Annotated in this window: 20 protein-coding genes; 10 read left to right on the top strand and 10 right to left on the bottom strand. The window is 63.9% G+C overall.

What is annotated here, in order from left to right:
- The first annotated feature begins 56 nt into the window (after positions 1–56).
- The 6 genes from KNJ79_RS00140 to KNJ79_RS00165 all read left to right on the top strand — a co-directional run bounded on the left by KNJ79_RS00140 (position 57) and on the right by KNJ79_RS00165 (position 9,592).
- On the top strand, positions 57–2,162 hold the full coding sequence (locus KNJ79_RS00140; RefSeq protein ID WP_089216924.1) for a ParB/RepB/Spo0J family partition protein: 2,106 nt from the start codon (positions 57–59) through the stop codon (positions 2,160–2,162).
- A 150-nt stretch (positions 2,163–2,312) separates the two neighbouring features.
- Complete coding sequence (locus KNJ79_RS00145; RefSeq protein ID WP_077032458.1) at positions 2,313–2,804, top strand: hypothetical protein; 492 nt, start codon at positions 2,313–2,315, stop codon at positions 2,802–2,804.
- A complete protein-coding gene (locus KNJ79_RS00150) occupies positions 2,797–3,303 on the top strand; it encodes a hypothetical protein (protein ID WP_089216923.1) in 507 nt (168 codons plus the stop codon). The genes KNJ79_RS00145 and KNJ79_RS00150 overlap by 8 nt, the downstream gene beginning before the upstream one ends.
- Before the next feature lie 145 nt (positions 3,304–3,448).
- On the top strand, positions 3,449–4,093 hold the full coding sequence (locus KNJ79_RS00155) for an antitoxin of toxin-antitoxin stability system (RefSeq protein ID WP_077031312.1): 645 nt from the start codon (positions 3,449–3,451) through the stop codon (positions 4,091–4,093).
- 91 nt (positions 4,094–4,184) lie between these two features.
- Positions 4,185–8,543, top strand: coding sequence for a strawberry notch family protein (locus KNJ79_RS00160; RefSeq protein WP_317152363.1), 4,359 nt, complete (start codon positions 4,185–4,187; stop codon positions 8,541–8,543).
- A gap of 11 nt (positions 8,544–8,554) precedes the next feature.
- Positions 8,555–9,592 carry a DUF7146 domain-containing protein gene (locus tag KNJ79_RS00165; protein WP_317152364.1) on the top strand — a complete coding sequence of 346 codons (1,038 nt, stop codon included), beginning with the start codon at positions 8,555–8,557 and terminating at the stop codon, positions 9,590–9,592.
- A gap of 47 nt (positions 9,593–9,639) precedes the next feature.
- On the opposite strand, the gene KNJ79_RS00170 is transcribed toward KNJ79_RS00165, so the two are convergent.
- The 4 genes from KNJ79_RS00170 to KNJ79_RS00185 all read right to left on the bottom strand — a co-directional run bounded on the left by KNJ79_RS00170 (position 9,640) and on the right by KNJ79_RS00185 (position 12,571).
- Positions 9,640–10,329: an RES family NAD+ phosphorylase gene (locus KNJ79_RS00170; protein WP_317153967.1), complete on the bottom strand. Its 690-nt coding sequence runs from the start codon at positions 10,327–10,329 to the stop codon at positions 9,640–9,642.
- Between the two features lie 4 nt (positions 10,330–10,333).
- Positions 10,334–10,717 (bottom strand): antitoxin Xre-like helix-turn-helix domain-containing protein, encoded by a 384-nt coding sequence (locus KNJ79_RS00175; RefSeq protein WP_058818178.1) that lies wholly within the window; start codon positions 10,715–10,717, stop codon positions 10,334–10,336.
- Between the two features lie 163 nt (positions 10,718–10,880).
- Positions 10,881–11,927: a nucleotidyl transferase AbiEii/AbiGii toxin family protein gene (locus KNJ79_RS00180; RefSeq protein WP_317152365.1), complete on the bottom strand. Its 1,047-nt coding sequence runs from the start codon at positions 11,925–11,927 to the stop codon at positions 10,881–10,883.
- Complete coding sequence (locus tag KNJ79_RS00185) at positions 11,924–12,571, bottom strand: DUF6088 family protein (protein WP_058818214.1); 648 nt, start codon at positions 12,569–12,571, stop codon at positions 11,924–11,926. Before KNJ79_RS00185 ends, KNJ79_RS00180 begins: the two co-directional genes overlap by 4 nt.
- 488 nt (positions 12,572–13,059) lie before the next feature.
- Between KNJ79_RS00185 and KNJ79_RS00190 the strand changes: the two genes are divergently transcribed.
- Both KNJ79_RS00190 and KNJ79_RS00195 read left to right on the top strand, forming a co-directional pair.
- Positions 13,060–14,001: a DUF2493 domain-containing protein gene (locus KNJ79_RS00190; protein ID WP_058818176.1), complete on the top strand. Its 942-nt coding sequence runs from the start codon at positions 13,060–13,062 to the stop codon at positions 13,999–14,001.
- 63 nt (positions 14,002–14,064) lie between these two features.
- Positions 14,065–14,991: a nucleotidyltransferase gene (locus KNJ79_RS00195; RefSeq protein WP_317152366.1), complete on the top strand. Its 927-nt coding sequence runs from the start codon at positions 14,065–14,067 to the stop codon at positions 14,989–14,991.
- 10 nt (positions 14,992–15,001) lie between these two features.
- On the opposite strand, the gene KNJ79_RS00200 is transcribed toward KNJ79_RS00195, so the two are convergent.
- From KNJ79_RS00200 to KNJ79_RS00210, 3 genes are all read right to left on the bottom strand, one after another.
- Positions 15,002–15,169, bottom strand: a complete 168-nt coding sequence (locus tag KNJ79_RS00200; RefSeq protein WP_317152367.1) for a hypothetical protein — start codon at positions 15,167–15,169, stop codon at positions 15,002–15,004.
- Positions 15,170–15,236: 67 nt separating this feature from the next.
- A complete protein-coding gene (locus KNJ79_RS00205) occupies positions 15,237–15,461 on the bottom strand; it encodes an EexN family lipoprotein (protein WP_286750106.1) in 225 nt (74 codons plus the stop codon).
- A gap of 122 nt (positions 15,462–15,583) precedes the next feature.
- Complete coding sequence (locus KNJ79_RS00210; RefSeq protein WP_313911678.1) at positions 15,584–15,784, bottom strand: heavy-metal-associated domain-containing protein; 201 nt, start codon at positions 15,782–15,784, stop codon at positions 15,584–15,586.
- Between the two features lie 149 nt (positions 15,785–15,933).
- Here KNJ79_RS00210 and KNJ79_RS00215 point away from each other — a divergent pair, with 149 nt between their 5' ends.
- Positions 15,934–18,468, top strand: a complete 2,535-nt coding sequence (locus tag KNJ79_RS00215; protein WP_313912070.1) for a heavy metal translocating P-type ATPase — start codon at positions 15,934–15,936, stop codon at positions 18,466–18,468.
- Positions 18,465–18,941, top strand: a complete 477-nt coding sequence (gene cueR, locus KNJ79_RS00220) for a Cu(I)-responsive transcriptional regulator (RefSeq protein ID WP_317152368.1) — start codon at positions 18,465–18,467, stop codon at positions 18,939–18,941. Before KNJ79_RS00215 ends, cueR begins: the two co-directional genes overlap by 4 nt.
- A gap of 135 nt (positions 18,942–19,076) precedes the next feature.
- Here the strand turns inward: cueR and KNJ79_RS00225 are convergent, their stop codons facing one another.
- From KNJ79_RS00225 to KNJ79_RS00235, 3 genes are read right to left on the bottom strand one after another with little or no spacing between them, the layout of a single operon-like run.
- Positions 19,077–19,775, bottom strand: a complete 699-nt coding sequence (locus tag KNJ79_RS00225; protein WP_317152369.1) for a hypothetical protein — start codon at positions 19,773–19,775, stop codon at positions 19,077–19,079.
- Positions 19,772–22,903: an HsdM family class I SAM-dependent methyltransferase gene (locus KNJ79_RS00230; RefSeq protein ID WP_317152370.1), complete on the bottom strand. Its 3,132-nt coding sequence runs from the start codon at positions 22,901–22,903 to the stop codon at positions 19,772–19,774. The genes KNJ79_RS00225 and KNJ79_RS00230 overlap by 4 nt, the downstream gene beginning before the upstream one ends.
- A complete protein-coding gene (locus tag KNJ79_RS00235; RefSeq protein WP_317152371.1) occupies positions 22,900–23,190 on the bottom strand; it encodes an XRE family transcriptional regulator in 291 nt (96 codons plus the stop codon). Before KNJ79_RS00235 ends, KNJ79_RS00230 begins: the two co-directional genes overlap by 4 nt.
- Between the last annotated feature and the right edge of the window lie 184 nt (positions 23,191–23,374).

Genomic DNA, 23,374 nt, shown 5'->3' on the forward strand with positions numbered 1-23,374 from the left:
TGACGGGCTTGGAAGCCGGGAGAGTGTCTCGCGGCGGCCCGTCATGGAGAATGGCCATGGCCAGAACTGCCGCCAAAATCACCCTCAGCCCGTCGCGCGATATCCCGCTCGACCGGCTGGTCCTGTCGCAGTCCAATGTCCGGCGTGTGAAGGCCGGTGTGTCGATCGATGCGCTCGCCGACGATATCGACCGGCGCGGGCTGCTCCAGAGCCTCAACGTCCGGCCACTGCTCGGCGCCGACGGCCAGGAAACCGGCCGGTACGAGATACCGGCCGGCGGGCGCCGCCACCGCGCGCTGGAATTGCTGGTGAAGCGCAAAAGGCTCGCGAAGGATGCGCCGATCCCCTGCGTCGTGCGCGTCGCCGACAATGACATCCTCGCCGAGGAGGACAGTCTCGCCGAAAACAGCTTTCGCGAGCAGCTTCATCCGCTCGATGAGTTTCGCGCGATGCTGGCGATGGTCGAGAAGGACACCGGGATCGAGGAAATCGCCGCGCACTTCCACACCACTCCGGCCGCGGTGCGCCAGCGGCTCAGGCTCGCGGCTGTCTCGCCGAAGCTGCATACCCTCTATGCCGATGATGCGATGACGCTCGACCAACTGATGGCGTTCACCGTGTCGGACGACCATGCGCGCCAGGAAGAGCTGTGGGATCAGCTCGAACACAGCTTCAACAAATCGGCGGCCTATATTCGCCAGAAACTGACCGAGAACAGCGTGCGCGCCGCCGACAAACGGACATGCTTCGTCGGTCTGGGCGCCTATGTCGAAGCCGGTGGCGGCATCGTGCGCGACCTGTTCGAGGCCGATGGCGGCGGCTGGCTCACCGATCCGGCGCTTCTCGACCGGCTGGTCGACGAGCGGCTGAAGGCGGAAGGCGAGCGTATCCTTGCCGAAGGCTGGAAATGGGTGACGACCTCGATCGACCTGCCGTGGGACGCCACGCGCGGCCTCCGCGAGATCGACCGCGAGGTGACCCCGATGAGCGAGGATGAACTGGCGCGCGTCGCCGCGCTTGAGGCCGAAGGCGAGGAACTTGAGGGTGAATGGGCCGATGCGCCGGAGGTTCCGGCCGAGGTCCACGCGCGGCTCGATGCGATCGAGACCGAGCTTGGCGCGCTCGCGGACCGGCCGGAGCTTTTCGATCCGGCCCAGATGGCGATCGCCGGCGCTTTCGTCTCGATCGACCGGGACGGGTCGGTGCGGGTCGAGCGCGGATTTGTAAAGCCCGAGGACGAGCCGGAGGCGGAAGCGTCCGAAGACGAAGCGCACTCGGCTGCGGGCGGCGATGCCCGGTCCGCCGGTCCGGACGCAGGCGACGAGGCCGCAGTGCCCGCCGACGATGGTGCGGACGAGGAGGCGGAGATACTCCGGCCTCTTCCCGATCGCCTCGTGTCGGATCTGACGGCGTGGCGCACGCTCGCGCTTCAGGACGCCTTCGCACAGGATCCGGCGACCGCCTTCGCATCGGTTCTCCATGCCCTCGTTCTCGGCTGCTTCTATTCGAGCAGCAGGGAAAGCTGCGTTCAGGTGTCGCCGAACCGTGTCTATTTCACGAACGCGCCGACCAATTTGCGCGATTGCGGCCCCGCGCAGGCGATCGACGCGCGCGCGGCCGAATGGAAGGAGCGGCTCCCGCAGTCGGACAAGGATGTGTGGGACCATCTGCTCACGCTCGATGGCGAGGAGCAGACGAAGCTGTTCGCGCATTGTGCGTCGCTCTGCGTCAACGCGCAGGCCGAGATCGTGCCCAAATATGACAATGGCCGGATCTCGGCGCATGGCGTCGAGCGCCGGATTGCGCACAGCCATGTGCTGGCGCAGGCGGTGGGGCTCGATGTGCTCGCCGCGGGCTGGCGTCCGACGGCCGATGGCTATTTCCGCAGCGTGACCAAGCCGCGGATCCTCGCCGACGTCGCCGAAGCGCGGGGCGAGAATTTCGCCCAGATGATCGACCATCTCAAGAAGGCCGACATGGCGCGCGAAGCCGAGCGGTTGCTCGAAGACAGCGACTGGCTCCCGGCGCCGCTGCGCACCCCCGGTCTCGAGCCCGCGGTTCCGGATGCGGCGAATGATGACGCCGCGGACGCACTCCCGCCGGGTCTCGCCGACGTGCTCGATGACGATGTCGCCGGCGGCGATGCGGTCGCGGCCGAATAGTCGCCGCGAGGCCAGGCAGGTCCAACCCGATCCCAAATTTGAGAGCCCGGCCGCGTGCCGGGCTTTCCTTCTTCTGGAGAATTGAAATGTCCAATCTTGTCAATGAACTGGCGCCGGTGACGATGTCGGGCGCAGACCATGGAGGGCGTCATGGCTGACCGCGTCCCTGTTTCGATCACGATCGGCGGCCATGCCGACCAATCGACCTTCGCCGAGCTTGCGGCCCTGATCGCGATGGAGGGCCTGTCGACCGAATGGGATGGTCCATCCTTCGAGCCCGGCCATCGCACTATCGGCGAGGCGGTGTCGCTCCACGCGCATGAGGTCGCCTGGGGCCGGGTCGAAGCCCTCGAAAGCTTCTGTGCCGAGAAGGGGCTGCCGTTTGTCCGCTGGTCGGGGAGCTATCCCGGCGAATGGAGCGCCGAACGGATCGTCTTCCGCGGTGCGGGCACGATCGATTCCTACATGGTCGATGAATCCGACCGCGTCATGATCGACCGCTATCTGGTGAACGAGCGCGGAAGCATCGCGGCGGTCCTCGCCTATTTCGACGCCGCGGCATTTGTCGTGCCGCCGCTGGTGGTCGAGGGCGATCCCCCACCGGTGGATGCGGCTGCTGTGGAGGAGGCCTGTCATGGCTGACTATTTCTCCCAGACGGTCATCCAGCCCGATGTCCCGGTCGCGGCCATGACCGTGCTCGAGCGAAGGATCCTTGGCGAAATCTTCGAGCATGAGGATATGGGCGACGACGTCTATTTCTTCGCGAGCGCGGGTCCGAACGACTTTCTGTTCCTGTCGGTCGATGAGGCGAAGACGCTGCTTGCGGAAAGCAAGGGCGTTCAAAGCTGCACCGCCGAACTGGTCGAAAGGGAGCTCGGCGAATGCGAGGCGGGGACGACCGAACTCGAGATCGATGTGTCGATGTTCGGCTATGAGGCCATCCTCCAGGACATCGTGCGGCGATCGGAGACACTCGATCATTTGCAGGTGATGATGGCCTGGACCTGCTCGAAGATGCGCCCCGATGGCTTCGGCGGCATGGCCAACTTCATCACCGCCGACGACATCGACACGATGTCGACGACGGGTTTCCTTGAAGAAGCTCTTGGCCGGCTTCAGGGCGAACATCCTCCGCGCTGATCGATCCAGTGCTGACAAACCGACTGAAAGGCCCGGCTCTGTGCCGGGCTTTTCCTTTTTGGGGAGGTAGGTCCTTGTTTGGGAAGGCAGGCATGTCCGCCTCCCTTTTTCCCACCTCTTCGACCCGTTCAAAGGAGGCAAGCCGATGCCCGAGATTGTCGAAACGACCATATATGGTCTCGAAGAGCTTTCCGAGGCGGCAAAGGATCGGGCCCGCGCTTGGTATCGCGAGGGCGGCTTCGATCATGATTGGTACGATGCTGCCTTCGCCGACTTCGAGCGCATCTGCGACCTTGTCGGCGTCGAACTGGCGACGCAGCGGGTCCGCCTGTTCGGCGGCGGCACGCGCGCGCGAAGCTGTATCTGGTTTTCGGGCTTTGCGAGCCAGGGCGACGGTGCCTGCTTCGAGGGTGTCTATCGCTACGCCAAGGCCGCGCTGAAGAATATCCGCGGCTATGCGCCAAAAGACGCCGAGCTTCATCGCATCGCCGGCGCGTTGCAGGCGGTCCAGCGCCGGAACTTCTATCAGCTTTCGTCGGTCGTCGCGCACCGCGGCCGATATCATCACGAATATAGCATGGCGATCGCTGTCGAGCGCGATGACCCGATGTTGCGGGAGATGACCGCGGATGCGGAGGATGAAATTGGCGAAGCACTGCGCGATCTGGCGCGCTGGCTCTACCGGCAGCTCGAGCGCGAGTTCGATTATCTGAACTCCGATGAAGCCGTCGACGAGGTGATCCTGGCCAATGGTTATGGCTTCACCGAAGCCGGGGACCGCTTTGGCTGAGAGGAAGAGGCGGGCCGGAAGGGGATAGCCCCAGGGTCCAGGAGAGAGCGCCTGGCGGCTGCCCTTCAACGCCTCTCCAGGATATTCCGCCATGCGAACCATTTTGCCCGACGCCGAAGCCGGCGCCGCCCCCATTTCCTCATCTCTTTCCTCACCTGCGGCCACCCCTGCGGCGCGGCTCTTCGATGCGGCCCAGCGCCTTCTTCCGCTGCTCGAGGACGGAACGCCCTTCGACACCGGGCAGCTCCGGATCGCGATGACGTCGGCCTACGGCCAGACCGATGCCGAGGGCGCATGGGACTGGAAGATGGCTTATGATGCGTGCGAGGCGGCGCAGGTCCTGCTGCTGCGCCGCTACGGGCGCGCGCTGGCCGCTCGCGGCCGCGCGCCGCAGCGCCAGCTCGCCATGTGGCAGCGCATCGCGGCGCGTGTCCCGACCCAGACGCGGCGCTCCGAGGAGGGGCAGTCCTTCCAGCAATTCTCGACCCCGCTGCCGCTCGCCTTCGTCGCCGCTTTCGCTGCCGCGATCCGGCCCGGCGATTGCGTGCTCGAGCCCTCGGCGGGGACGGGAATGCTCGCCGTGCACGCGGGTCTTGCCGGCGCGACGCTCGCGCTCAACGAATTCGCCGAACTGCGCGCGGGCTTGCTCGAGCTGCTCTTCGCGCCGACGCTGGTCAGCCGTCACGATGCCGCGGCGATCGACGACCGGCTCGATCCTGGGGTCGCGCCCGATGTCGTTCTGATCAACCCGCCATTCTCCTCACTCGTGAATGTCGATCGCAAGATGAAGGGCGCGGCGCTTCGTCACATCGCCTCGGCGCTGGCGCGGCTGAAAGACGGCGGCCGGCTTGTCGCCATCGTGGGTGCCGGCTGCTCGCCTGAGGCGCCGGCATGGCGCGGCGCCTTCATCCGCTTGCAGGAAAGCGCCACGCTTCGTTTCTCGGCGGCGATCGCCGGCAAGGTCTTCGCCAGGCATGGCACGACGATACCCACCCGCCTCATCGTGATCGACAAGGTTCCCGCGGGCGATCCCGCGCAGCTTCCACAAAGCCGCGGCGAAGCCCCCGACCTTGCCACATTGCTCCAATGGGTCGAGGAGGATCTGCCGCCGCGCCCGGCACCGCCCGCTTTGCCCGTTGCACCGGCGACGGCGGTGCAGGCCCGAGCGACGGCGAATGTTGATGACGCATGTGCCCGGGCTTCGGCAAAGGCTGCGCCGCCCGGCGATGCCGGCGTCGAGCTTGGCTATGAAACATTGGACTGGGTGCCGCCCGAGGGCCAGCTCGGCGACACGATCTACGAGCCCTATGCACTTCAATCGCTCTCCATTCCCGGGGCGAGGCCGCATCCCACCGCGCTCGTCCAGTCGGCCTCGATGGCATCGGTCGCGCCCCCCAAGCCTGTCTATCGACCGCATCTGCCGGCGCATCTCGTCAGCGAAGGCGTGCTGTCCGACGCGCAGCTTGAATCGATCATCTATGCGGGCGAAGCCCATGGCGGGCATCTCTCGGGTGCGTGGACGGTCGATGCCACCTGGGACGTCGTCGGCGCCGCATCCGATGACGCGGAAGGCGCGGTGCAGTTCCGGCGCGGCTGGTTCCTCGGCGACGGCACCGGCGCGGGCAAAGGCCGGCAGGTCGCGGGCATCATTCTCGATAATATGCTGAAAGGCCGCCGCCGTGCGCTCTGGATCTCGAAGTCGGACAAGCTGCTCGAAGACGCGCAGCGCGACTGGTCGGCGCTGGGGCAGGAGAAATTGCTCGTCACGCCGCTGTCGCGCTTCCGGCAGGGGGCACCGGTGAAGCTCGGCGAGGCCATTCTCTTCACCACCTATGCGACATTGCGTTCGCAAGGGCGCGAGGGGAAGGCGAGCCGGATCGAGCAGATCGTCGAATGGCTCGGCCGCGACTTCGACGGCGTCATCATCTTCGATGAAGCCCATGCGATGGCCAATGCCGCGGGTGGGAAGGGCGAACGCGGCGATCAGAAGCCTTCGCAGCAAGGCCGTGCCGGGCTTCGCCTCCAACATGCGCTTCCCGAGGCGCGCATCGTCTATGTCTCGGCGACGGGTGCCACGACGGTTCAGAACCTCGCTTATGCGCAGCGTCTGGGTCTCTGGGGCGGCAGTGATTTCCCCTTCGCATCGCGTGCCGATTTCGTCGCGGCGATCGAGGACGGCGGGGTTGCGGCGATGGAAGTGCTCGCGCGCGACCTGAAGGCGCTCGGCCTTTACGCGTCGCGTTCGCTCTCCTTCGACGGCGTCGAATATGAGCTGCTCGAACATGCGCTGACGGGCGAACAACGGCGCATCTACGACAGCTATGCCGCCGCCTTCCAGGTCATCCACAATAATCTCAATGCCGCGATGGAGGCGGCGGGGGTGACGAGCGCAGAACATGGCACATTGAATGCCCAGGCCAAGTCGGCGGCGCGATCGGCGTTCGAGAGCACCAAGCAGCGCTTTTTCAACCATCTCATCACCGCGATGCAGACGCCGAGCGCGATCGCGAGCATCGCGCGCGATCTTGAGGCGGGCCATGCGGCGGTCGTTCAGATTGTCTCGACCGGCGAGGCGCTGCAGGAGCGGCGGCTGGCCGAGATCCAGGCGGACGAGTGGAACGATGTGTCGGTCGACATCACGCCGCGCGAATATGTGCTCGACTATCTTGCGTCGAGCTTCCCGGTCCAGCTCTTCGAGCCCTGCACCGACGGCGACGGCAATCTGTCGTCGCGCCCGGCCTATGACGGCGACGGCAATATGATCGTCAGCCGCGAAGCCTGTCGGCGCCGCGACGCGATGATCGAGAAGCTGGCGTCGCTGCCGCCCGTGCCGGGCGCGCTCGACCAGATCGTCCAGCATTTCGGGACCGCTATGGTGGCCGAGGTGACGGGGCGCTCGCGGCGGATCGTGCCGCGGGCCCGCGAGAGTGGCGACGTCCGTTTCGCGGTCGAGAACCGTCCGGGCAGCGCCAATGTCGGCGAGACCCATGCTTTCATGGACGATGAGAAGCGAATTCTCGTCTTTTCGGAAGCCGGCGGCACCGGGCGCTCCTATCATGCCGACCTTGGCGCGAAGAACCAGCGCCGCCGTATCCACTATCTGCTCGAGGCGGGCTGGAAGGCCGATGCCGCGATCCAGGGCTTCGGGCGCACGAACCGCACGAACCAGAGGCAGCCGCCGATGTTCCGCCCGGTATCGACCGACGTGAAAGCGCAGAAGCGCTTCATCTCGACGATCGCGCGGCGGCTCGACACGATGGGCGCGATCACGCGGGGGCAGCGGCAGACGGGCGGCCAGAATATGTTCAGCGCGCACGACAATCTGGAATCCTTCTATGCCCGCGACGCGCTCCGCCAGCTCTACATGCTGATCGTGCGCGGCAAGGTGGAGGGCTGCTCGCTGCTCTGCTTCGAGGCCGCGACCGGGCTGTCGCTGCTCGATGCCGAAGGCGGGATTCGCGACGAACTGCCGCCGATCACCACCTTCCTCAACCGCATGCTCGCGCTCACCATCGACCTACAGAATATCCTGTTCGACGCGTTCGAGGGGCTGCTCGTCGCCCGGGTCGAGGCGGCGATCGCGGCGGGCAGCTATGAGGTCGGCCTCGAGACGCTGCGCGCCGAGAGCTTCATCGTCACCGATCGCCGGACGATCTACACCCATCCCGGCACCGGCGCCGAGACTCAGCTTCTGACGATCGACCGGATTGACCGCGTCGTCCCGCTCTCGCTCGGCAAGGTGCTCGATCTCGCTCGGGCTGAAGAAGCGGCGTTGCTGGTGAACGGGCGTTCGGGCCGGGCAGCGGTCAAGCTGCGCGCGCGCAGCCTCGTCGACGACGAGGGTGCGGTGCATCGCCGCTTCCGCCTGATCCGCCCGATGGAGACTGTACTGATCCTCGCCGAGCAATTCGGGGCGAGCCACTGGACTATCGTCGATGCGGAGGCGTTTACCGCGGCGTGGGAAGCCGAACTTCGAGAGCTTCCTGAATATGAAACCGGCACGCTCCATATGGTCTCGGGGCTCCTGTTGCCGATCTGGCGCAGCCTGCCGAACGAGTCGACACGGGTCTACCGCCTGCAGACCGATGCTGGCGAGCGCGTGATCGGCCGCCGCGTATCGCCCGCATGGGCCGCTCGGATCGTCGATGACGGGCCGCCGAAGCTGTCGGCCGAACAAGCCTGGTCGATGTTGCTCGCGGGCGATGCCGTTTTCCACCTCGCTGAGGGTCAGCGCGTCGCGCGCGTCCGGGCCATGAACGACTGGCGGATCGAGCTTACCGGTTTCAACGATCTGGGTATCGAGCGGCTGAAGGCATTTGGCTTGATTTCGGAGATCGTCTCGTGGAAATTGAAGCTCTACGTGCCGGCAGGGGCTGCTGGCGCCGATGTGTTCGCCCGGCTCGTCGATCGGTTTCCGATCGAGCGGGTCAGCGACCGCAAGGCCGCCTGAAGGAGCCCCGCATGGAAAGCCCAGCCCGTGAACTCGCGCGCCGTCTCGGTGAGAATGCCGAGGCGGTGTGCCGTCACTATCTTTCGAACGGTCGCCGTGAAGGCCATTATTGGCTGGTCGGTGATGTGAACAACGCGCCGGGACGGAGCCTTTATGTTCGGCTCAGCGGCAGCGAGGGCAAGCCGCGTGCCGGAAAATGGACCGATGCGGCGACCGGCGATCATGGCGATCTGCTCGACATCATCGCCGCGAGCTGCGCGCATATGAGTCTCGGCGAAACGCTCGCTGAGGCGCGGCGCTTCCTGAGCCTGCCTCCGCCTGATCCGGTGAAGCGCAACCTGCGTCCGCGGCGGGCGAGCCCGGGAAGCAGGGAGGCGGCCGCGCGGCTTTGGGCGGCGTCCAAACCCATCGCCGGGACGCTGGTGCGAACCTATCTCGCGGGCCGCGCTCTCCGGCGGAGCGGGGATTTGCCGGCGCTGCGATATCATCCGCATTGCTATTATCGCCGGTCCGAAGAGGATGCCCCATCGGTCAAGCCGGCATTCCCGGCGATGATCGCCGCGGTGACCGATTTGGACGGCTCGCTCATGGGCGTTCATCGCACCTGGCTCGATCCGGCACAGCGGGCCAAGGCGCCGGTGGCCTATCCGCGGCGCGCGATGGGACATATTTTGGGGCATGGCGTTCGCTTCGGGCTGGCGGGAGAGGTCATGGCCTTCGGTGAGGGCATCGAAACCATGTTGTCATTGCGCGAGGTCGCTCCAGCATTGCCGCTCGTTGCCGGTCTCTCCGCCGCTCATCTCGCGGCGCTCCTGTTCCCGCCATGCCTGCGGCGGCTCTATGTCGCGCGCGACGATGATCCCGCCGGGCGCGCCGCCTGGGTGGCGTTGACCGAGCGCGCAATGCCGCTTGGCATCGCGGTCCACCCGCTCGAGCCGCAGCACGACGATAACAACACCGATCTTCGCCGTTTCGGCTCGGCGCGGCTGGCAGAAAGGCTGCGGTCGCAGTTGACGCCTGTCGATGCGGTGAGATTTCTTGGACGATGATTGCTGACGAAAAGGGTTCGGCTTGGGGCCGCGGCTATCGCGCCCTTTCAGCTATCGAGGCTCTTCTTTTCGTAGATGGTCGTGATGGCCGTGCCGTCCCACATATAGCAGAGATGCCGTTCCTGCCGGCAGTTGGACAGAAGGCGCGGCCGGAAGGCGGCGGCGCATTCGCCGCCGGGATGGCGGACGCTCTGGTAGAGGATACCGTCCGAACCCGCATCGCGGAGCTCCGCCCCGAACCCTTGCGCATGGATATAGCTGTCCGGATCGTAGAGATGCGCATGGCTGTCCGCGAGACCGCGAATGTCGTGGAGACCGGCCTCGAGGTCGACGGCATAGACGCGCATGTCGATCTCCTGGGCGGGCTCGTCGGTCGCGGCGAGGAATCTGGCGCGGTGGTGCCGGGTTTCCGCGATCGCTGTGTCCAGCGTGAGGCCGGCGTAGAAGACACCGAAGCTGCCATCGGTGAAACGGCTGCCCTCGGGATTGAGATGGGTGAAGGCCGCCATGATCGGCGTCGTGCCGGGACCCGAAACACGGTCCTCGGGCGGCACCAGCGCGAGCACACCGACTTCGTCGCGGAGGCGGTCGTTGGTCATCGCCTCGATCTGGAAGACCGCTTCGAGATCGGCCGGATCGGCCACCTTCTCGAACAGGCCGATCGGCGGGAAGCGGCTGGGGATGATGCGATAGCAGGGCGACCAGCGCGTCGCCGTCACCGGAATGTCGAGCGGCATGGGCTTAGCCGCGCTGCCCGTCGATATATTGCCGCACGACATAAAGGTCCGAGACATTGCCGGACACCATCCGGTCGAGGGCGGACTTGCCGGCGAAGCTCTTCGCCTTGTTCGGCTTGCGGACCCATTCGTCGGCGGTCTGCGGCACGAGAATCTGCAAGCCTTTGTAGATGCCCATCACATAGGAAATCCGCTCGAGCGCATCCTTCGAAAGCGCCGCGACCTCGCCGCGTTTCCAGTTATGCAGCGTCGAACGGCTGTCGAGCCCGAGGACCGCCATTTGCTCGCCTTCATTGAGCTTCCACGCCTCGGCGATGTTGAAAAAGGTGCGCAGCGCCGGGCCGGTAAGATCCTTCCGGTCGATCGTCTTGGCTGATGCCGTTGCCATGTCGGGCTCCTTTCATGGCTGATATGTTCCTTTATTGAACAAAAGTCAATTTTTTATCCGAAATGAAACAAGTGTTGATAGCCATGAGGTGGTTTGGCCCGCGCAATGGCTTCTAGTCGCTGTTATGGACGCACTGCTCCAGCTGTAGTGCGCTGCTTGATCGCTATTTCCTGGCGTTGAGTTGACGTTCGAGTGCAGCGACACTTTCGACAATGGCATCAAATTCGGGCGGCTCGCCGAAGATCATCGTCGCCATGGCGCGATAATCCTGTCTGAGATCGTCGATCATGCCGTCCTCGGGGCAAAGGACGAATGTCGGCGGTTGCGCCGATGCGAGATCGAAATCCGGGCGATTGAAGAACATGCGCGCATGGGCGACGCAATCCTCGCCGAGTGTCCGGTCCTCGATCGCGCTTTGACCGACGGGCGACTGCATCAACTGGTGAAGGTCATAATAGTGGCGCGACACGCGCTGGCCGTTGCCACGCAATTGTCCCCGGATTTCATACCATCGCCGCAGCCCGTGCAGGATGACGACCTTGTCCCAGAAGGTGCGTTCGGCATCGACGATCGTCACATTGGGGACGCCGAGATCGATCGTGGGCAGATCCTCGTCAACATAGGGCGCGATGGTTCGGCGGCTATTGGGATCGAGCGCCGATTTGGCGCCCGATTCAATCTTCACGCTCTTCGCGATATAGGCATCTTCGGTGGTGACGCTGGGATAGGCCACCAGCAATGTCTGGCGATCCTTTGCGTCGGGGATGACCTTGATCGCGCCGACCTTGAGCCCGGCCCGCTCACAGCATTGGGCGGCGATGACGGTCAGATGATCGAGGAGTGCGCCGTTGATATGGGCCTCGCACGCGTCCCGGATCGCATCGAGCGCGGCCTCGCGCTTCTTGCGGCTCAGCGCCGCGAGCTCGTCGATCGTCGCGGGGACGCCAAGGTCGTCGCGAAAGACCGTGACGTCGATATCTTCCGAGAATCGCCGGATCAGACCGAAGCCTTTCGAAAGCGACGTCCCGCCCTTGAACAACAGCCGGGGGCCATCGGGCAATCCGTTGAACAGCGCGTCCAGCGTCCAGCACACCCAGAAGTCCTTTTCGACATTCTGCGGCGTGGTGCCTAGGCGCTGCGCGGCGGTGATGAAGAGGCCGCTCCGGGTTCGCGTCCCTGCACGCAGAACTTCGTCGAAACCGGGGTTCATGCGCCAGGTTCCTGACGGAAGACGAGCGGGCGCAGCAACTCCTGCATCCAGACGGGCAGACTCGTCATGCCCGCGGCAAGATCAGTGCGGAGCGTTTCGCCATGAACGGGATCGTCGAGCAACTGCACGAGCCGCTCGCGCCATTGGTCATTCTCGTCGCCGAGCATCGTGTCGCGCAGCCAGTGCAGGGCCTGAACGATCCGCATCGCCGGTCTCCCGGCCCAGAACAGCTTGCTTGCCGCCGTCGGCTTGAAAATGATGGCCATATTGCCGAGCTTGATCGTCTTCAGGCCCGTTTCGGCATGAACGATGATCTTCGCCGGCACGGCGTTGGTGAAACCGAGGTCGTTGGCGGCGGTCATGCCATCGACGAGCACGCGGATCTGGTCGCGGCGGGCAACCGCGTCGATCACTGCCTTCGGACTGGGCGGATTGGCCTGGTGGGTCAGCTCATTATGCGCGGGCCTGTCATAGAGGCCGCGGTCGATCCTGCGCAGTTCGTCCGATTTTGCGAGGCGCTGCAGAGCCTTATCGACGGCCTCCCGACTCCCGAGATCGAGAAAATCGCTGGGGGTCCATACGCTGCCGGGCACCTCGGTACGATCGAGGATCGCGGCTTTCAATCCGGATGCGGGCTTCTCCATGTCCGAAATATATAGCAGTATTTCGGACAATTGCCAGTGGAGTTGTCCGAAAAACATAGCGGGATTTCGGACATGCCCCCAGCCGCCTTCACGCGTCGCTCTGATTAGGCAAGACTTTTTTGGGGCGAGTTTCGTGACCGTTGCCGCGCCGGACCATTTCCTGTGGAAGGCTGCGCCGCCTGCAAGCGGCTCGCCCTGTCGGGATGGATAGAGTGATCACTCCCTTCTCCCAGGGCAGCCGCGCCTCCGGCCTTCGCTGGAGGGCGACTGCGGCATCGGGCGCGGGCCTCGCAATGGCTTGGCGTGCGGCCATTTTCCGCCGGGGCTCTGCCCCTTTGCATCGCGAGGCAAAATAGCCTTCGCCCGCCATCCTTCGCTGCGCTTCGGCCGCCCGGGCTCTGCCCGTGCGGTGCGGACCCGCACCCGCCGCCGCAAAGGCGTCGCTGCGAAGGCCGCGAGAGGCGCGGCCGCCAGATGCGAGAGATGACATGACCGACCTGTCCGACTTTCCCGAACGCGGCGAACCGCATGAACCCGGCGCCAGCGCTTATCTTCTTCAGGAAATGCAGCTTTACGGTCACCGTCCCTATGAGGACGAGCCCGATAGCAGGCCGCTTCCCGACGATCGGCTCGCTGGCGGCGCCGTCGCCGACATCTTCGACGCGATGACTGGCTGCCTCGTCGACACCCGCATCGAGCCCGATCTCGAAGACCTGCTCTGGAACATCGTCAATATCTTCCACCGTGCCGGCGAGCGGATCGAACGCGACCTTGATCGCAACGAGCAGGCCCAGCGCGAGCAGCAGCGCGAACAGGACGGCAGCGAAATCCGCTCGGTCGAACTCGAGCGCAAGATCGCCGAAGGCATCACGATGATCGAGCGCCGCGATACGATGGAATTTTTCCGCGAATGCGCCGCCGAGCAATTCCGCCTTCATCTCCGCAAAGCCTGGATGCCGCGCACCGGATCGCGCGCCCAGCACAAGACGCTGACTGCGTCGATGATCGACAGCCGCGATTTCCTCGACAAGCGGCTGCGCGAAAAAGCCGCGGCATTGATCCCCGAAGGCACTCGCGTCGCCTTCAGCGGCGGTCCCGCCTGCAACGATCACCAGCATATCTGGGCCGCGCTCGATCGTATCCATACCCGCCATCCCGACATGGTGCTGATGCACGGTGCGACGCCGACCGGGGCCGAGCGCGCCGCCGCTTGCTGGGCTGATACCCGCCGCGTGCCGCAGGTCGCTTTCCGGCCCGACTGGAATCGCCACAAGAAGGCGGCCCCGTTCAAGCGCAACGACCGGATGATCGATGCGATGCCCGCCGGGCTCGTCGTCTTCTCGGGCACCGGCATCCAGGACAATCTCGTCGACAAGGCCCGCGCGTTCGGCATCCCCGTCTGGGATTTTCGCGTGCCGCCCGAAACTTGACGGCAGATTTGGCTGCAACATAGCTTGCCATCGGGCGAGCGGACTTACAGGGTGAGAATAGTCATGCGAACCGATCTCGATCATCTACCGCCGAACAAGCAGCGCGAGCTCGAGCGCGTGAAGGCGATCATCTTCGAAGAATTCGAGGATGCGATCGCGCTTGCGACGATGGGCTGGAAGAAGAAGGGCCGGATCGAAAAGCTGATCCTCTACGGCAGCTATGCGCGCGGCGGCTGGGTCGATGAGCCGCATACCGCCAAGGGCTATCGGTCGGATTTCGACCTCCTCATCATCGTCAACGACAAGCGCCTGACCGAACGCGTCGATTTCTGGCTGAAGCTCGAGGACCGGCTGATCCGCGAACTTGCGATCGACAAGACGCTGCACACGCCGGTCAACTTCATCGTCCACACGCTGCAGGAGGTGAACGACGGGCTCGCGCATGGCCGCTATTTCTTCATGGATGTCGCGAAGGACGGCATCGCGCTCTACGCATATGATGACAAGGAGCTGCACAAACCCAAGCCGAAGACGCCCGAACAGGCGCTCGCGATGGCGAAGGAATATTTCGACGAGTGGTTTCCGGGAGCGATGCGGAAAGCGAAACTATCGCAGGATGCGATGGATCAATCGTTCCACAAGGAAGCTGCGTTCCTTCTCCATCAAACGACCGAAACGCTTTATCATTGCGTCCTTCTGGTCTGCACCTTCTACACCCCACATGTTCACAACCTCGGTTTCCTCCGCACACAGGCTGAGCGGATCGATATGCGGCTGGTCAATGCCTGGCCGCGCGAAACCCGGGCAGATCGCGCCCGCTTCGAGAAGCTGAAGGAAGCCTATGTAAAGGCGCGCTATTCGAAACATTATCGCATCACCGAGGAGGAGCTTCTCTGGCTCGGCGGCTGCGTCGAGGAATTGGGGCGCGCGGTCCATGCGATCTGTTCGGAGCGTATCGCGGAGCTTGAGGAACGGTGCCGCCCGGCATGATCGCCGGGGACTAGTCGGCCGCGCCTTCGGCTATTCGCAGCGCATCGGCAATCATCGCGGCGAGCGATTCCTCGGCCTGGATGCGGGCGACATGGTCTTTCGACTCCAGGTCGCGGCGAACCCATTGCGGAGCTCGTTCGACGGCGCGCAGGACGATGCTGGTCAGTTCATCGATCATGCGGGCGCTATATCGGAACGTGTCGGACTAGCAATCGCCAACGGTTAGGTGCGGCGATCGTGTTGGCTTAATCCTTGCCCAGGAATCGCTTGAAGCGCTCGCGGCCTTCGACCGTCTGCACCGCGACGTCGGCGTTCGTGCATTCGTCGCCGCGCGTCGAGCCGGCCCGGCAGTCGGCGACCACCTTTCGCGCCTCGTCGAGATTCGCCTCGAAATATTGGGTGCTGCGCGGCTCGCTTTGGCCGCAGGCGGACAGGATCAACCCGAGTGACAGGATAGCGGAATGTCGCAAATTCATTCTCCAGCCAGAAAATGGGAAGGAGAATATACCCGCCAAGACCTTGGGCGAAAGGCGAACTGGAACCAGATCTGGTTCTATTTCCCCAGGTCGATCAGTCTCTTGGTCCGCCCTTCCTATGCCGCCTGCGCTTCATAGCCGGCTTCGCGGATCGCAGCGATGAGCGACGCGCTGTCTGCGCCGGTTTCGACGCTGACCCGCCTTTCGGGAATGTCGGTTTCGACCTCGGCCGCGGTATCGATGCCCTGGATCGCTTTGGTGATCGAGCGCGCGCAGCCGCCGCATGTCATCCCGGGGATATTGAAACGGATCGTCATAGTGCCTCCAAACTTCGATTGAAGCTCGAAGATGGGGCTTGCCATCGTGACAAGGTCAATGCCCCCGAAGTGCATTTTCTTCCCCTTGACCTTCCCATCGTTGGAAGCCCCACATTCCGGTCGAACGAGCAGATCCGGAGAAAAATATGATGTCCGATGTTATCGAGTTGAGGCGGAAAAGCGATGCTCCCACCACGGGGCCGGAGCGTCTGAGCGTCGCCGTCGCCGGCATGACCTGCGCCTCCTGCGTCGGCCACGTCGAAAAGGCGATCGGCAAGCTGCCGGGCGTAACCGGGGTCGCCGTCAATCTGGCGACCAACCGCGCCGACGTGACATTCGCTGGAGCGTCCGATCCCGGCGCTGTCGTGCAAGCGGTCGAGCGCGCCGGCTACGAGGTGCCCGAGGCCGATGTGGAAATCGGCGTCGCGGGCATGACCTGCGCGTCGTGCGTCGGGCATGTCGAAAAGGCGCTGTCCAAGGTGCCGGGCGTCAGTAGCGCCACCGTCAATCTGGCGACCGAAAAGGCCAGCATTCGTTATCGCGCCAGCTTCGCGTCGCTGGAAGATCTGGAGGCGGCGATCCGTGGCGCCGGTTATGAACCGCGCCGGATTGAGAGCGACAGCGCATCGCCCGATCAGGAAGCTTCGGCGCGCGAGCAGGAATTGGGCAGCCTGCGCCGTTCGCTGTTTCTCGCGGCGGTGTTGGCACTGCCGGTGTTCATCCTCGAGATGGGCTCGCACCTCATCCCCGCCGTCCATGATTTCGTCATGGGTACGATCGGGATGCAGACGAGCTGGCTGATCCAGTTCGTCCTCACCACACTGGTGCTCTTCGGGCCCGGGCTGCGCTTTTTCCAGAAGGGCGTTCCCGCGATCCTGCGCGGCACCCCCGACATGAACTCGCTCGTCACCTTGGGGACGAGCGCCGCCTGGGGCTATTCGCTCGTCGCAACCTTTGCTTCCGGCGTCCTGCCGTCCGGCACCGCCAACGTCTATTATGAAGCGGCGGCGGTGATCGTCGCGCTGATCCTGCTTGGCCGCTATCTCGAGGCCAAGGCCAAGGGGCGGACGTCGGAGGCGATCAAGCGGCTGGTTGGGCTTCAGGCCAAAACCGCGCGCGTCGTGCGCGATGGTGCGGCGCTGGAAGTCGCGCTTGCCGATGTTCGTGCCGGCGATATCGTTCAGGTCCGCCCGGGCGAACGCGTGCCGGTCGACGGTGAAGTCGTCGACGGCAGTTCCTGGGTCGACGAGTCGATGATCACCGGCGAACCGGTCCCGGTCGCCAAGTCCGCAGGGGCGCCCGTCGTCGGCGGCACGATCAACAAGACCGGCGCCTTCACCTTCCGCGCGACCAAGGTCGGCGGCGACACCGTGCTGGCGCAGATCATCCGCATGGTCGAGCAGGCGCAGGGATCGAAGCTGCCGATCCAGGCGATGGTCGACAAGGTCACTGCATGGTTCGTCCCCGCCGTGATGGCGATCGCGGGACTGACCTTCCTCGTCTGGCTCATCTTCGGCCCCGATCCGGCGCTCACCTTCGCCTTGGTGAATGCGGTCGCGGTGCTGATTATCGCCTGCCCATGCGCGATGGGGCTCGCGACCCCGACCTCGATCATGGTGGGAACCGGGCGCGCCGCCGAACTGGGGGTGCTGTTCCGCAAGGGCGAAGCGCTCCAGACGCTGCGCGATGTGTCCGTCGTGGCGCTCGACAAGACCGGCACGCTGACCAAGGGCCGCCCCGAATTGACCGACCTCGAACCGGCCGCAGGCTTCGGGCGCGATGAGGTGCTGGCGCTGGCCGCCAGCGTCGAAAGCCAGTCCGAGCATCCGATCGCCGAAGCCATCGTGGCGGCCGCGAACGCGCGGGGTCTAGACGTTCCATCGCCCGCGGCGTTCGAAGCAATCCCCGGTTATGGCGTGTCGGCAAAGGTGGGTGACCGCGAGGTCCAGGTCGGCGCCGACCGTTTCATGACCAGGCTGGGGCACGATGTCTCGGCCTTTGCCGTCAAGGCCCGCGAACTTGGGGCGATGGGCCGCACGCCGCTCTACGCGGCGATCGACGGCAAACTCGCCGCGGTGATCGCGGTCGCCGATCCGGTCAAGGACACGACGCCCGAGGCGATCCGGGCGCTCCACGCCCTCGGGCTTAAGGTCGCGATGATCACCGGCGACAATCAGGCGACGGCCGATGCCGTTGCGCGCACGCTCGGGATCGACGAAGTCGTCGGCGAAGTGCTGCCCGACGGCAAGGTCGATGCGATGAACCGGCTGCGTGCTGGCGGCCGCAAGGTTGCGTTCGTCGGCGACGGCATCAACGACGCCCCCGCGCTTGCCGAGGCCGACGTCGGCCTAGCGATCGGCACCGGCACCGATATCGCGATCGAGTCCGCCGACGTCGTGCTGATGTCGGGTGACCTGCGAGGGGTGGTCAACGCAATTGCGCTGTCGAAGGCGACGATCCGCAACATCCAGCAGAACCTCTTCTGGGCATTCGGCTATAATGCGGCGCTGATTCCTGTCGCCGCGGGGGCGCTCTATTCGCTGAACGGTACGTTGCTGTCGCCGGTGTTCGCCGCCGGCGCGATGGCGCTGTCGAGCGTCTTCGTGCTAAGCAACGCACTCAGGTTGAAGACCTTCCGGCCGGTGATCGCCGCCGACAAGGGAAAAGAAGGAGAGGCGGCATGAACATCGGTCGCGCCGCGAAAATATCCGGCGTCTCTCCAAAGATGATCCGCTATTACGAGCAGACGGGTCTCATTCCCAAGGCTGCGCGTCAGGACTCGGGCTACCGCGACTACGACGACGCTGACGTGCACCGCCTGCGCTTTATCCGGCGCGCGCGCGATCTCGGTTTTACGGTGGAACAGATCGGCGAGCTGCTGGGCCTCTGGTCCGACCGAAGCCGCGCTAGCGCCGACGTCAAGGCTTTCGCGCTCGAACATATCGAACGGCTCAAGGAAAAAATGGCCGAGATCGAAGCCATGGTGCGGACGCTTGAGACGCTGGCGGATCACTGTCACGGCGATGATCGACCCGACTGCCCGATCATCGAAGGGCTGGCGGAGGAAGGCGAGGGGATGCCGCGTCTTGAGCCGCGCGAACCCCGACGCTTCGGCAGGTCCGGTGGGCAATCGACGCGGCAGCAATCAGTTGGCTGAAACTGACGCGCTGACGCAGTTTTGGGATTTCTTGGGCGCTTCTCGGACGCAGATCAGACCATTTTGCTCCCCATCTTCACCGTTTGGAGCATCGAGGGCAGGCACCCGCAAGCTACGTCGGGTCGAATAAGCAGCCTACAACCCGCGCGCGCCATCGGCGACGTCGGTTTTTGCACGCTTGAGGCCAGGCCATGCTAGGATCAGATGATAGCAATCAAAGCGGGCAGGATAGCCTTTGCCCACAGGTACTGTCCGATCATGCCGAGACAGGCTGCCAGGTTTTCCCGGATGCTCGGCGAGCGGCTCCAACCTGCAGCCTAGCGCGGTCTCTATCGCGGCCAAGGCATCCGCGCTCTCGCCTTCCAGCAGATAGCCAAGCATGGCTCCAGAATTGGAAAAGGGGCCATAGCGACACGTCAGAAATTCGTCGCGAACGTCCTTTACGTAGGGCGCGATCTTCTTGGGGGTCTCCATGATCTTGGCCTCGAGCGGCCACATGATTCGCTCATCAGCACGGAGGACGAAGGCGAGGTCATATTGCGGCGGTTGGGCTGGCGGCGGTCGCATTGTCTCGTGCTCATAGGGACCATGCTGTATATAAAAAGGCTCGTCGCCAGACATAGCTTTTCGAATACGCGGTTCCAGTAGCTGGGTGATACTGCGCTCGAGATCTCGGTTGTCGATGACGGGCGGCGCGGCGCGCATGTCCGCATAGCCCGCCCAAACCAGTCCGACGAACTGCTTCGAAGGATTGGCCATCCAGGCACGTGCCAGCGCAATAAATGCCGGATCGGCGGATGGCCCATGCGCTGCGACGATCCCGGCGCCGGTCAAAGGAGCAGGTCCTCCGTCGCTGGTTCGCTCGCGGCCTGCCAGCTGAACAGGTCCAGAGAAATGTTGTCGCCGTCGATCAGGCCAGCGCTTCTCGTCCAGAACCGTTTCTCATCGGGCTTCGCTATATAAATCGTCGGGAGGCCATTTGTGACCTGATACACTCGCGCGACCCGATGCCTGAAGAGGCTACCTGCATCTTGCGCATCCAGCTGTTTCAACTGGTCGAGCAGCGCCTGGCTCTGGATGTCTTCAACCCGAGTCGCATCGGATTCCGAACCGAGGGATAACGAGACGAGACGATATGGCGTGGCATCGGCGGCACGGAAGATGATTGTCGAAACAGTCTTGTCCTGACCGAACCCCGCCTTGAGCACGCGGGTCAGATAGGTGCAGTAGTCGAGGAGATCCCTTTCCGCCCCATCATCTGCGTGCTGCGTCGGCAAATGCCCCATGGCATCGTCGCCGCCTAGAAAATCGCCGAGCGTGAACGTGATGGCATCCTCGACGAGGACGCGTTCGGCATCGGAAAAGTCGAACAGGTCGAACATGCGCTCGTCGAGCACATCGCGATTGGCGACATCGTCGAGGAGCCCCGGTCGCGGTTCGGGTATGGGGAGGTTGAGGATTTCATCGCGCGACAATTTGGGGCGGTAAGCAGCGAACCTCCCGCTGGTGAGAAAATTATAGTAAACCGCAAGCTTGCTGTTGAAGGACAGACATGCAGCGTCGAGGGCATCGACTGCGCCGTGGACCGAAAGATAGCTCTGGTTGCAGATGATGCCGGCGCCTTCGCTCGAGCGGGTTCGGCGTGCATGGAAGCGGCCCGTAGGCCTGTTCCAACTATGCTTGACGAGCAGTTGCGGCGCCTCGAACGCGTCAAGCCCGGTCGAAGCGCGCGAATGGATCATGAGGTCGCGAGCGATCGGCAAACCGCTAGGATCGATCGTCAGGAGTGAACCCGGTTCGAACATCGTCGCGTCGAATATCCGGCGTCCTTCGAGGTGCGGTGCGGCCTTCGTCCCGTCACCGAACGTAATGCCCTGTTGGCTCGTGATGCCGTGCGAGGCTTTCAGCGAGGCGAGGCTGGGGTAGGATTGCAGTCGCCGCACGAGTTGTATGTCGCGGGCATGTCCCCACATCAACGTCGACCAGATCTGTCCATCGCGGGCGGCATCGGCGGCATCAAGGGTGCGCAGATCACCGGGTTCGATCACGATGGTGAACTCGTCAACGAGCGGTCGGACGTGCTTGGGGCTGATATACTGGATATGCTCACCCGCGGATGGAAGATCGCGCCGCAAGATTATGACGCATGCTGGGGCGGCCGAAGTTCTGGTCGTATGAGTCTTCCGCTTGAACATGCGGAAACGAAGAGCCGAAAGATTGTAGATCGTCTCGACGCGGTGCTTCGCGAACAGCCGCTGCCGAAACGCGCGCGCCCGTGGACTGATGTTGAACAGGAGCGAGTTGGCAGACTGGATGAGCGCAAGTCGCCCCGTCTCTCGGAGCAGCTGCGCGCCCTTCGCGAGAAACAGCCCGCCGATATCATTGTTGGGTATCGGCCAGCGGTGCTCGTCGTCGTTCGCCCATGTGCGGGCAGCTTCAGTGATCACGCCGTCACCCCAGGGGGCATTGCCTATGATAAGATCATAGCTGGCGGCGTCATTCTTCGTCTCGAAACCCTTGCGATCCTCTTCGAAGAAGTCAGCGCAAACCAGCCGACGGTCGCGCATCGAGGGAAAGACCACTTGAGTCCAATAATGGCGCGGCTCGATCTCGTCGCACATTGCGAGATACAGGCTGAAGCAGGCGACCCGCACAGCATGCGGATCTTTGTCCACACCGAAGATATTGCGTTCGAGCAGGCGCCGAAGGGTCTCTGCCCGGATAACTTCGGCAGGATTGGCGCGCTTCCAGCGATGGACGAGCCGCTGGAACGCCTTGACGAGGAAAATTCCCGATCCGCAGGCGGGATCGATGATCTTCAGATCCCACTCCATACCGTGCCAAGGCAGAATCTGATCGAGCACGAAATCCACTAAGTGTGGCGGGGTGTAGAAGATGCCCTCGTCGGACGCGCGCTCGGTAACGAACGTCTCGTAGATGCTGCTGATGAATTCGAGCGGGATAACGTCGAAGGCATATTGGGGCCACAGCGACAGCTGGCTGGACAGCATGTCGAGCGAACCGCTGATGAAATCGGCAAGGGTCGCGAGATGGCGCGGCGTCACCACCGCCCGCTCGCGCGCCCAGCCCGCGGCGCGTTCGTCAGGCCGAGTGCCCTTGCCGGGGAAAAGGTCGCCGTTGAATTTGGTGTTGAGCCAGTCAAACAGCCGATAGCTGTCCTCATAATCGGTCAGTATGCTGCCGAGCGTGTCATGACAACTTACGAGCACCCCGTCCTTGTAGAGGCGATGCAGCCGCGTGGCGGTGAGGGCGGGATTGCCGTCCTGGTCCTTGCGATCGAAGAGAAACTGGACGAAAATCACGCGCGCCAGAAGATCGTGGCAAATATCGTCGTCGGTCAGCCCTTCGTCGAACAGCACATCGCGGATATGCCGCAGATTGCGAAGCAGCATCTGATCAGCGCGTCCATCGCGGTCGAAGCGTTCCGGACGATCGCTGAAGAAGCGGCCCGAGACGAGGTTTACCCAGTGAAGCGCCTCGACCGCGCGGGCTTCGGCGTCATCGCGCTGTGTAGCGCGCAAGGCTGCAGCCGACACGCCTTCGACAAGATAGGCGTCGATCGAGCGGTCGGGATCGGGCGCCTCGCAGCAACTCCAGACTCGCAGCTGCGTAGGCTCAATTGTTATTAACGTCGGAGCGTGCGAGAAATTCCAGGCGAGCCGGTGGAGCTCGCGCAATGTGTCGGTGCCGATCGGGGCGGAGAAGGCGGCCACGATCGCGAGCGGCGGTTCCGAGGTGGAGGAAGCAGGGTCTGCGAGCAGCACGCCGACCTGCGCATCATGTGTCTCATCCCGAAGGTGGAGCGACCTGCCGATCTTGTTCTGGACAAGTTGCGAATAGACGGCTGCCCCAGCACCACTTGGCCTCAAGATTGCATTGGCATTCGGCCAGGCCAGAACACGGCCTGCTTCAGCGAGCGTGAGATCGATCGGTTTGCTCACGCTCCGAGTTCCAGCTGACCCTGTTTGTCACCGCCGAATTTGCCGATCGCGGATGCTCCGCGCGGCCGCTTCGGCGACAGCCCTAGCCGCGCGAAGGCCGGCGAAAAGGGTATGTTGCGAACATGAAGTTCGGCCAGCAGTACCGCGATGATGGCGAGATGATCCGGGACTTCGCCAAGCTTGCGGTTGTTGGAGATGGAGTTCGGACGTCTGCCTAGCAATTGGGCGAACTTTTGAACACTCAGGCCCGCTTTGCCCAGCTCGGCGAGGAAGTCGTCATAGGACATGATCAGTGCTCGGACTCATGATTTTATGACATTTACACATTAAATCATGTGCGTCCAGCCCCAGTCCAGCCAGCGCGGCCGTGGCTCGCCTCTGGCGGCCGGCGGAAATATTGCTGTTTGACCAACCCCTGCGACCGTTCGCTCAATCGGGAGCCACGGCAGGGCGAACTGATCGTCAAGATTG

Origin of the sequence: Sphingopyxis indica (genome assembly GCF_032879645.1) — a bacterium.
GTDB lineage: Bacteria > Pseudomonadota > Alphaproteobacteria > Sphingomonadales > Sphingomonadaceae > Sphingopyxis > Sphingopyxis indica.

Coding starts and splice junctions, on each gene's coding strand:
- KNJ79_RS00140 (WP_089216924.1), top strand. CDS start 57: ATGGCCAGAACTGCCGCCAAAATCACCCTCAGCCCGTCGCGCGATATC.
- KNJ79_RS00145 (WP_077032458.1), top strand. CDS start 2,313: ATGGCTGACCGCGTCCCTGTTTCGATCACGATCGGCGGCCATGCCGAC.
- KNJ79_RS00150 (WP_089216923.1), top strand. CDS start 2,797: ATGGCTGACTATTTCTCCCAGACGGTCATCCAGCCCGATGTCCCGGTC.
- KNJ79_RS00155 (WP_077031312.1), top strand. CDS start 3,449: ATGCCCGAGATTGTCGAAACGACCATATATGGTCTCGAAGAGCTTTCC.
- KNJ79_RS00160 (WP_317152363.1), top strand. CDS start 4,185: ATGCGAACCATTTTGCCCGACGCCGAAGCCGGCGCCGCCCCCATTTCC.
- KNJ79_RS00165 (WP_317152364.1), top strand. CDS start 8,555: ATGGAAAGCCCAGCCCGTGAACTCGCGCGCCGTCTCGGTGAGAATGCC.
- KNJ79_RS00170 (WP_317153967.1), bottom strand. CDS start 10,329: ATGCCGCTCGACATTCCGGTGACGGCGACGCGCTGGTCGCCCTGCTAT.
- KNJ79_RS00175 (WP_058818178.1), bottom strand. CDS start 10,717: ATGGCAACGGCATCAGCCAAGACGATCGACCGGAAGGATCTTACCGGC.
- KNJ79_RS00180 (WP_317152365.1), bottom strand. CDS start 11,927: ATGAACCCCGGTTTCGACGAAGTTCTGCGTGCAGGGACGCGAACCCGG.
- KNJ79_RS00185 (WP_058818214.1), bottom strand. CDS start 12,571: ATGGAGAAGCCCGCATCCGGATTGAAAGCCGCGATCCTCGATCGTACC.
- KNJ79_RS00190 (WP_058818176.1), top strand. CDS start 13,060: ATGACCGACCTGTCCGACTTTCCCGAACGCGGCGAACCGCATGAACCC.
- KNJ79_RS00195 (WP_317152366.1), top strand. CDS start 14,065: ATGCGAACCGATCTCGATCATCTACCGCCGAACAAGCAGCGCGAGCTC.
- KNJ79_RS00200 (WP_317152367.1), bottom strand. CDS start 15,169: ATGATCGATGAACTGACCAGCATCGTCCTGCGCGCCGTCGAACGAGCT.
- KNJ79_RS00210 (WP_313911678.1), bottom strand. CDS start 15,784: ATGACGATCCGTTTCAATATCCCCGGGATGACATGCGGCGGCTGCGCG.
- KNJ79_RS00215 (WP_313912070.1), top strand. CDS start 15,934: ATGTCCGATGTTATCGAGTTGAGGCGGAAAAGCGATGCTCCCACCACG.
- cueR (WP_317152368.1), top strand. CDS start 18,465: ATGAACATCGGTCGCGCCGCGAAAATATCCGGCGTCTCTCCAAAGATG.
- KNJ79_RS00235 (WP_317152371.1), bottom strand. CDS start 23,190: ATGTCCTATGACGACTTCCTCGCCGAGCTGGGCAAAGCGGGCCTGAGT.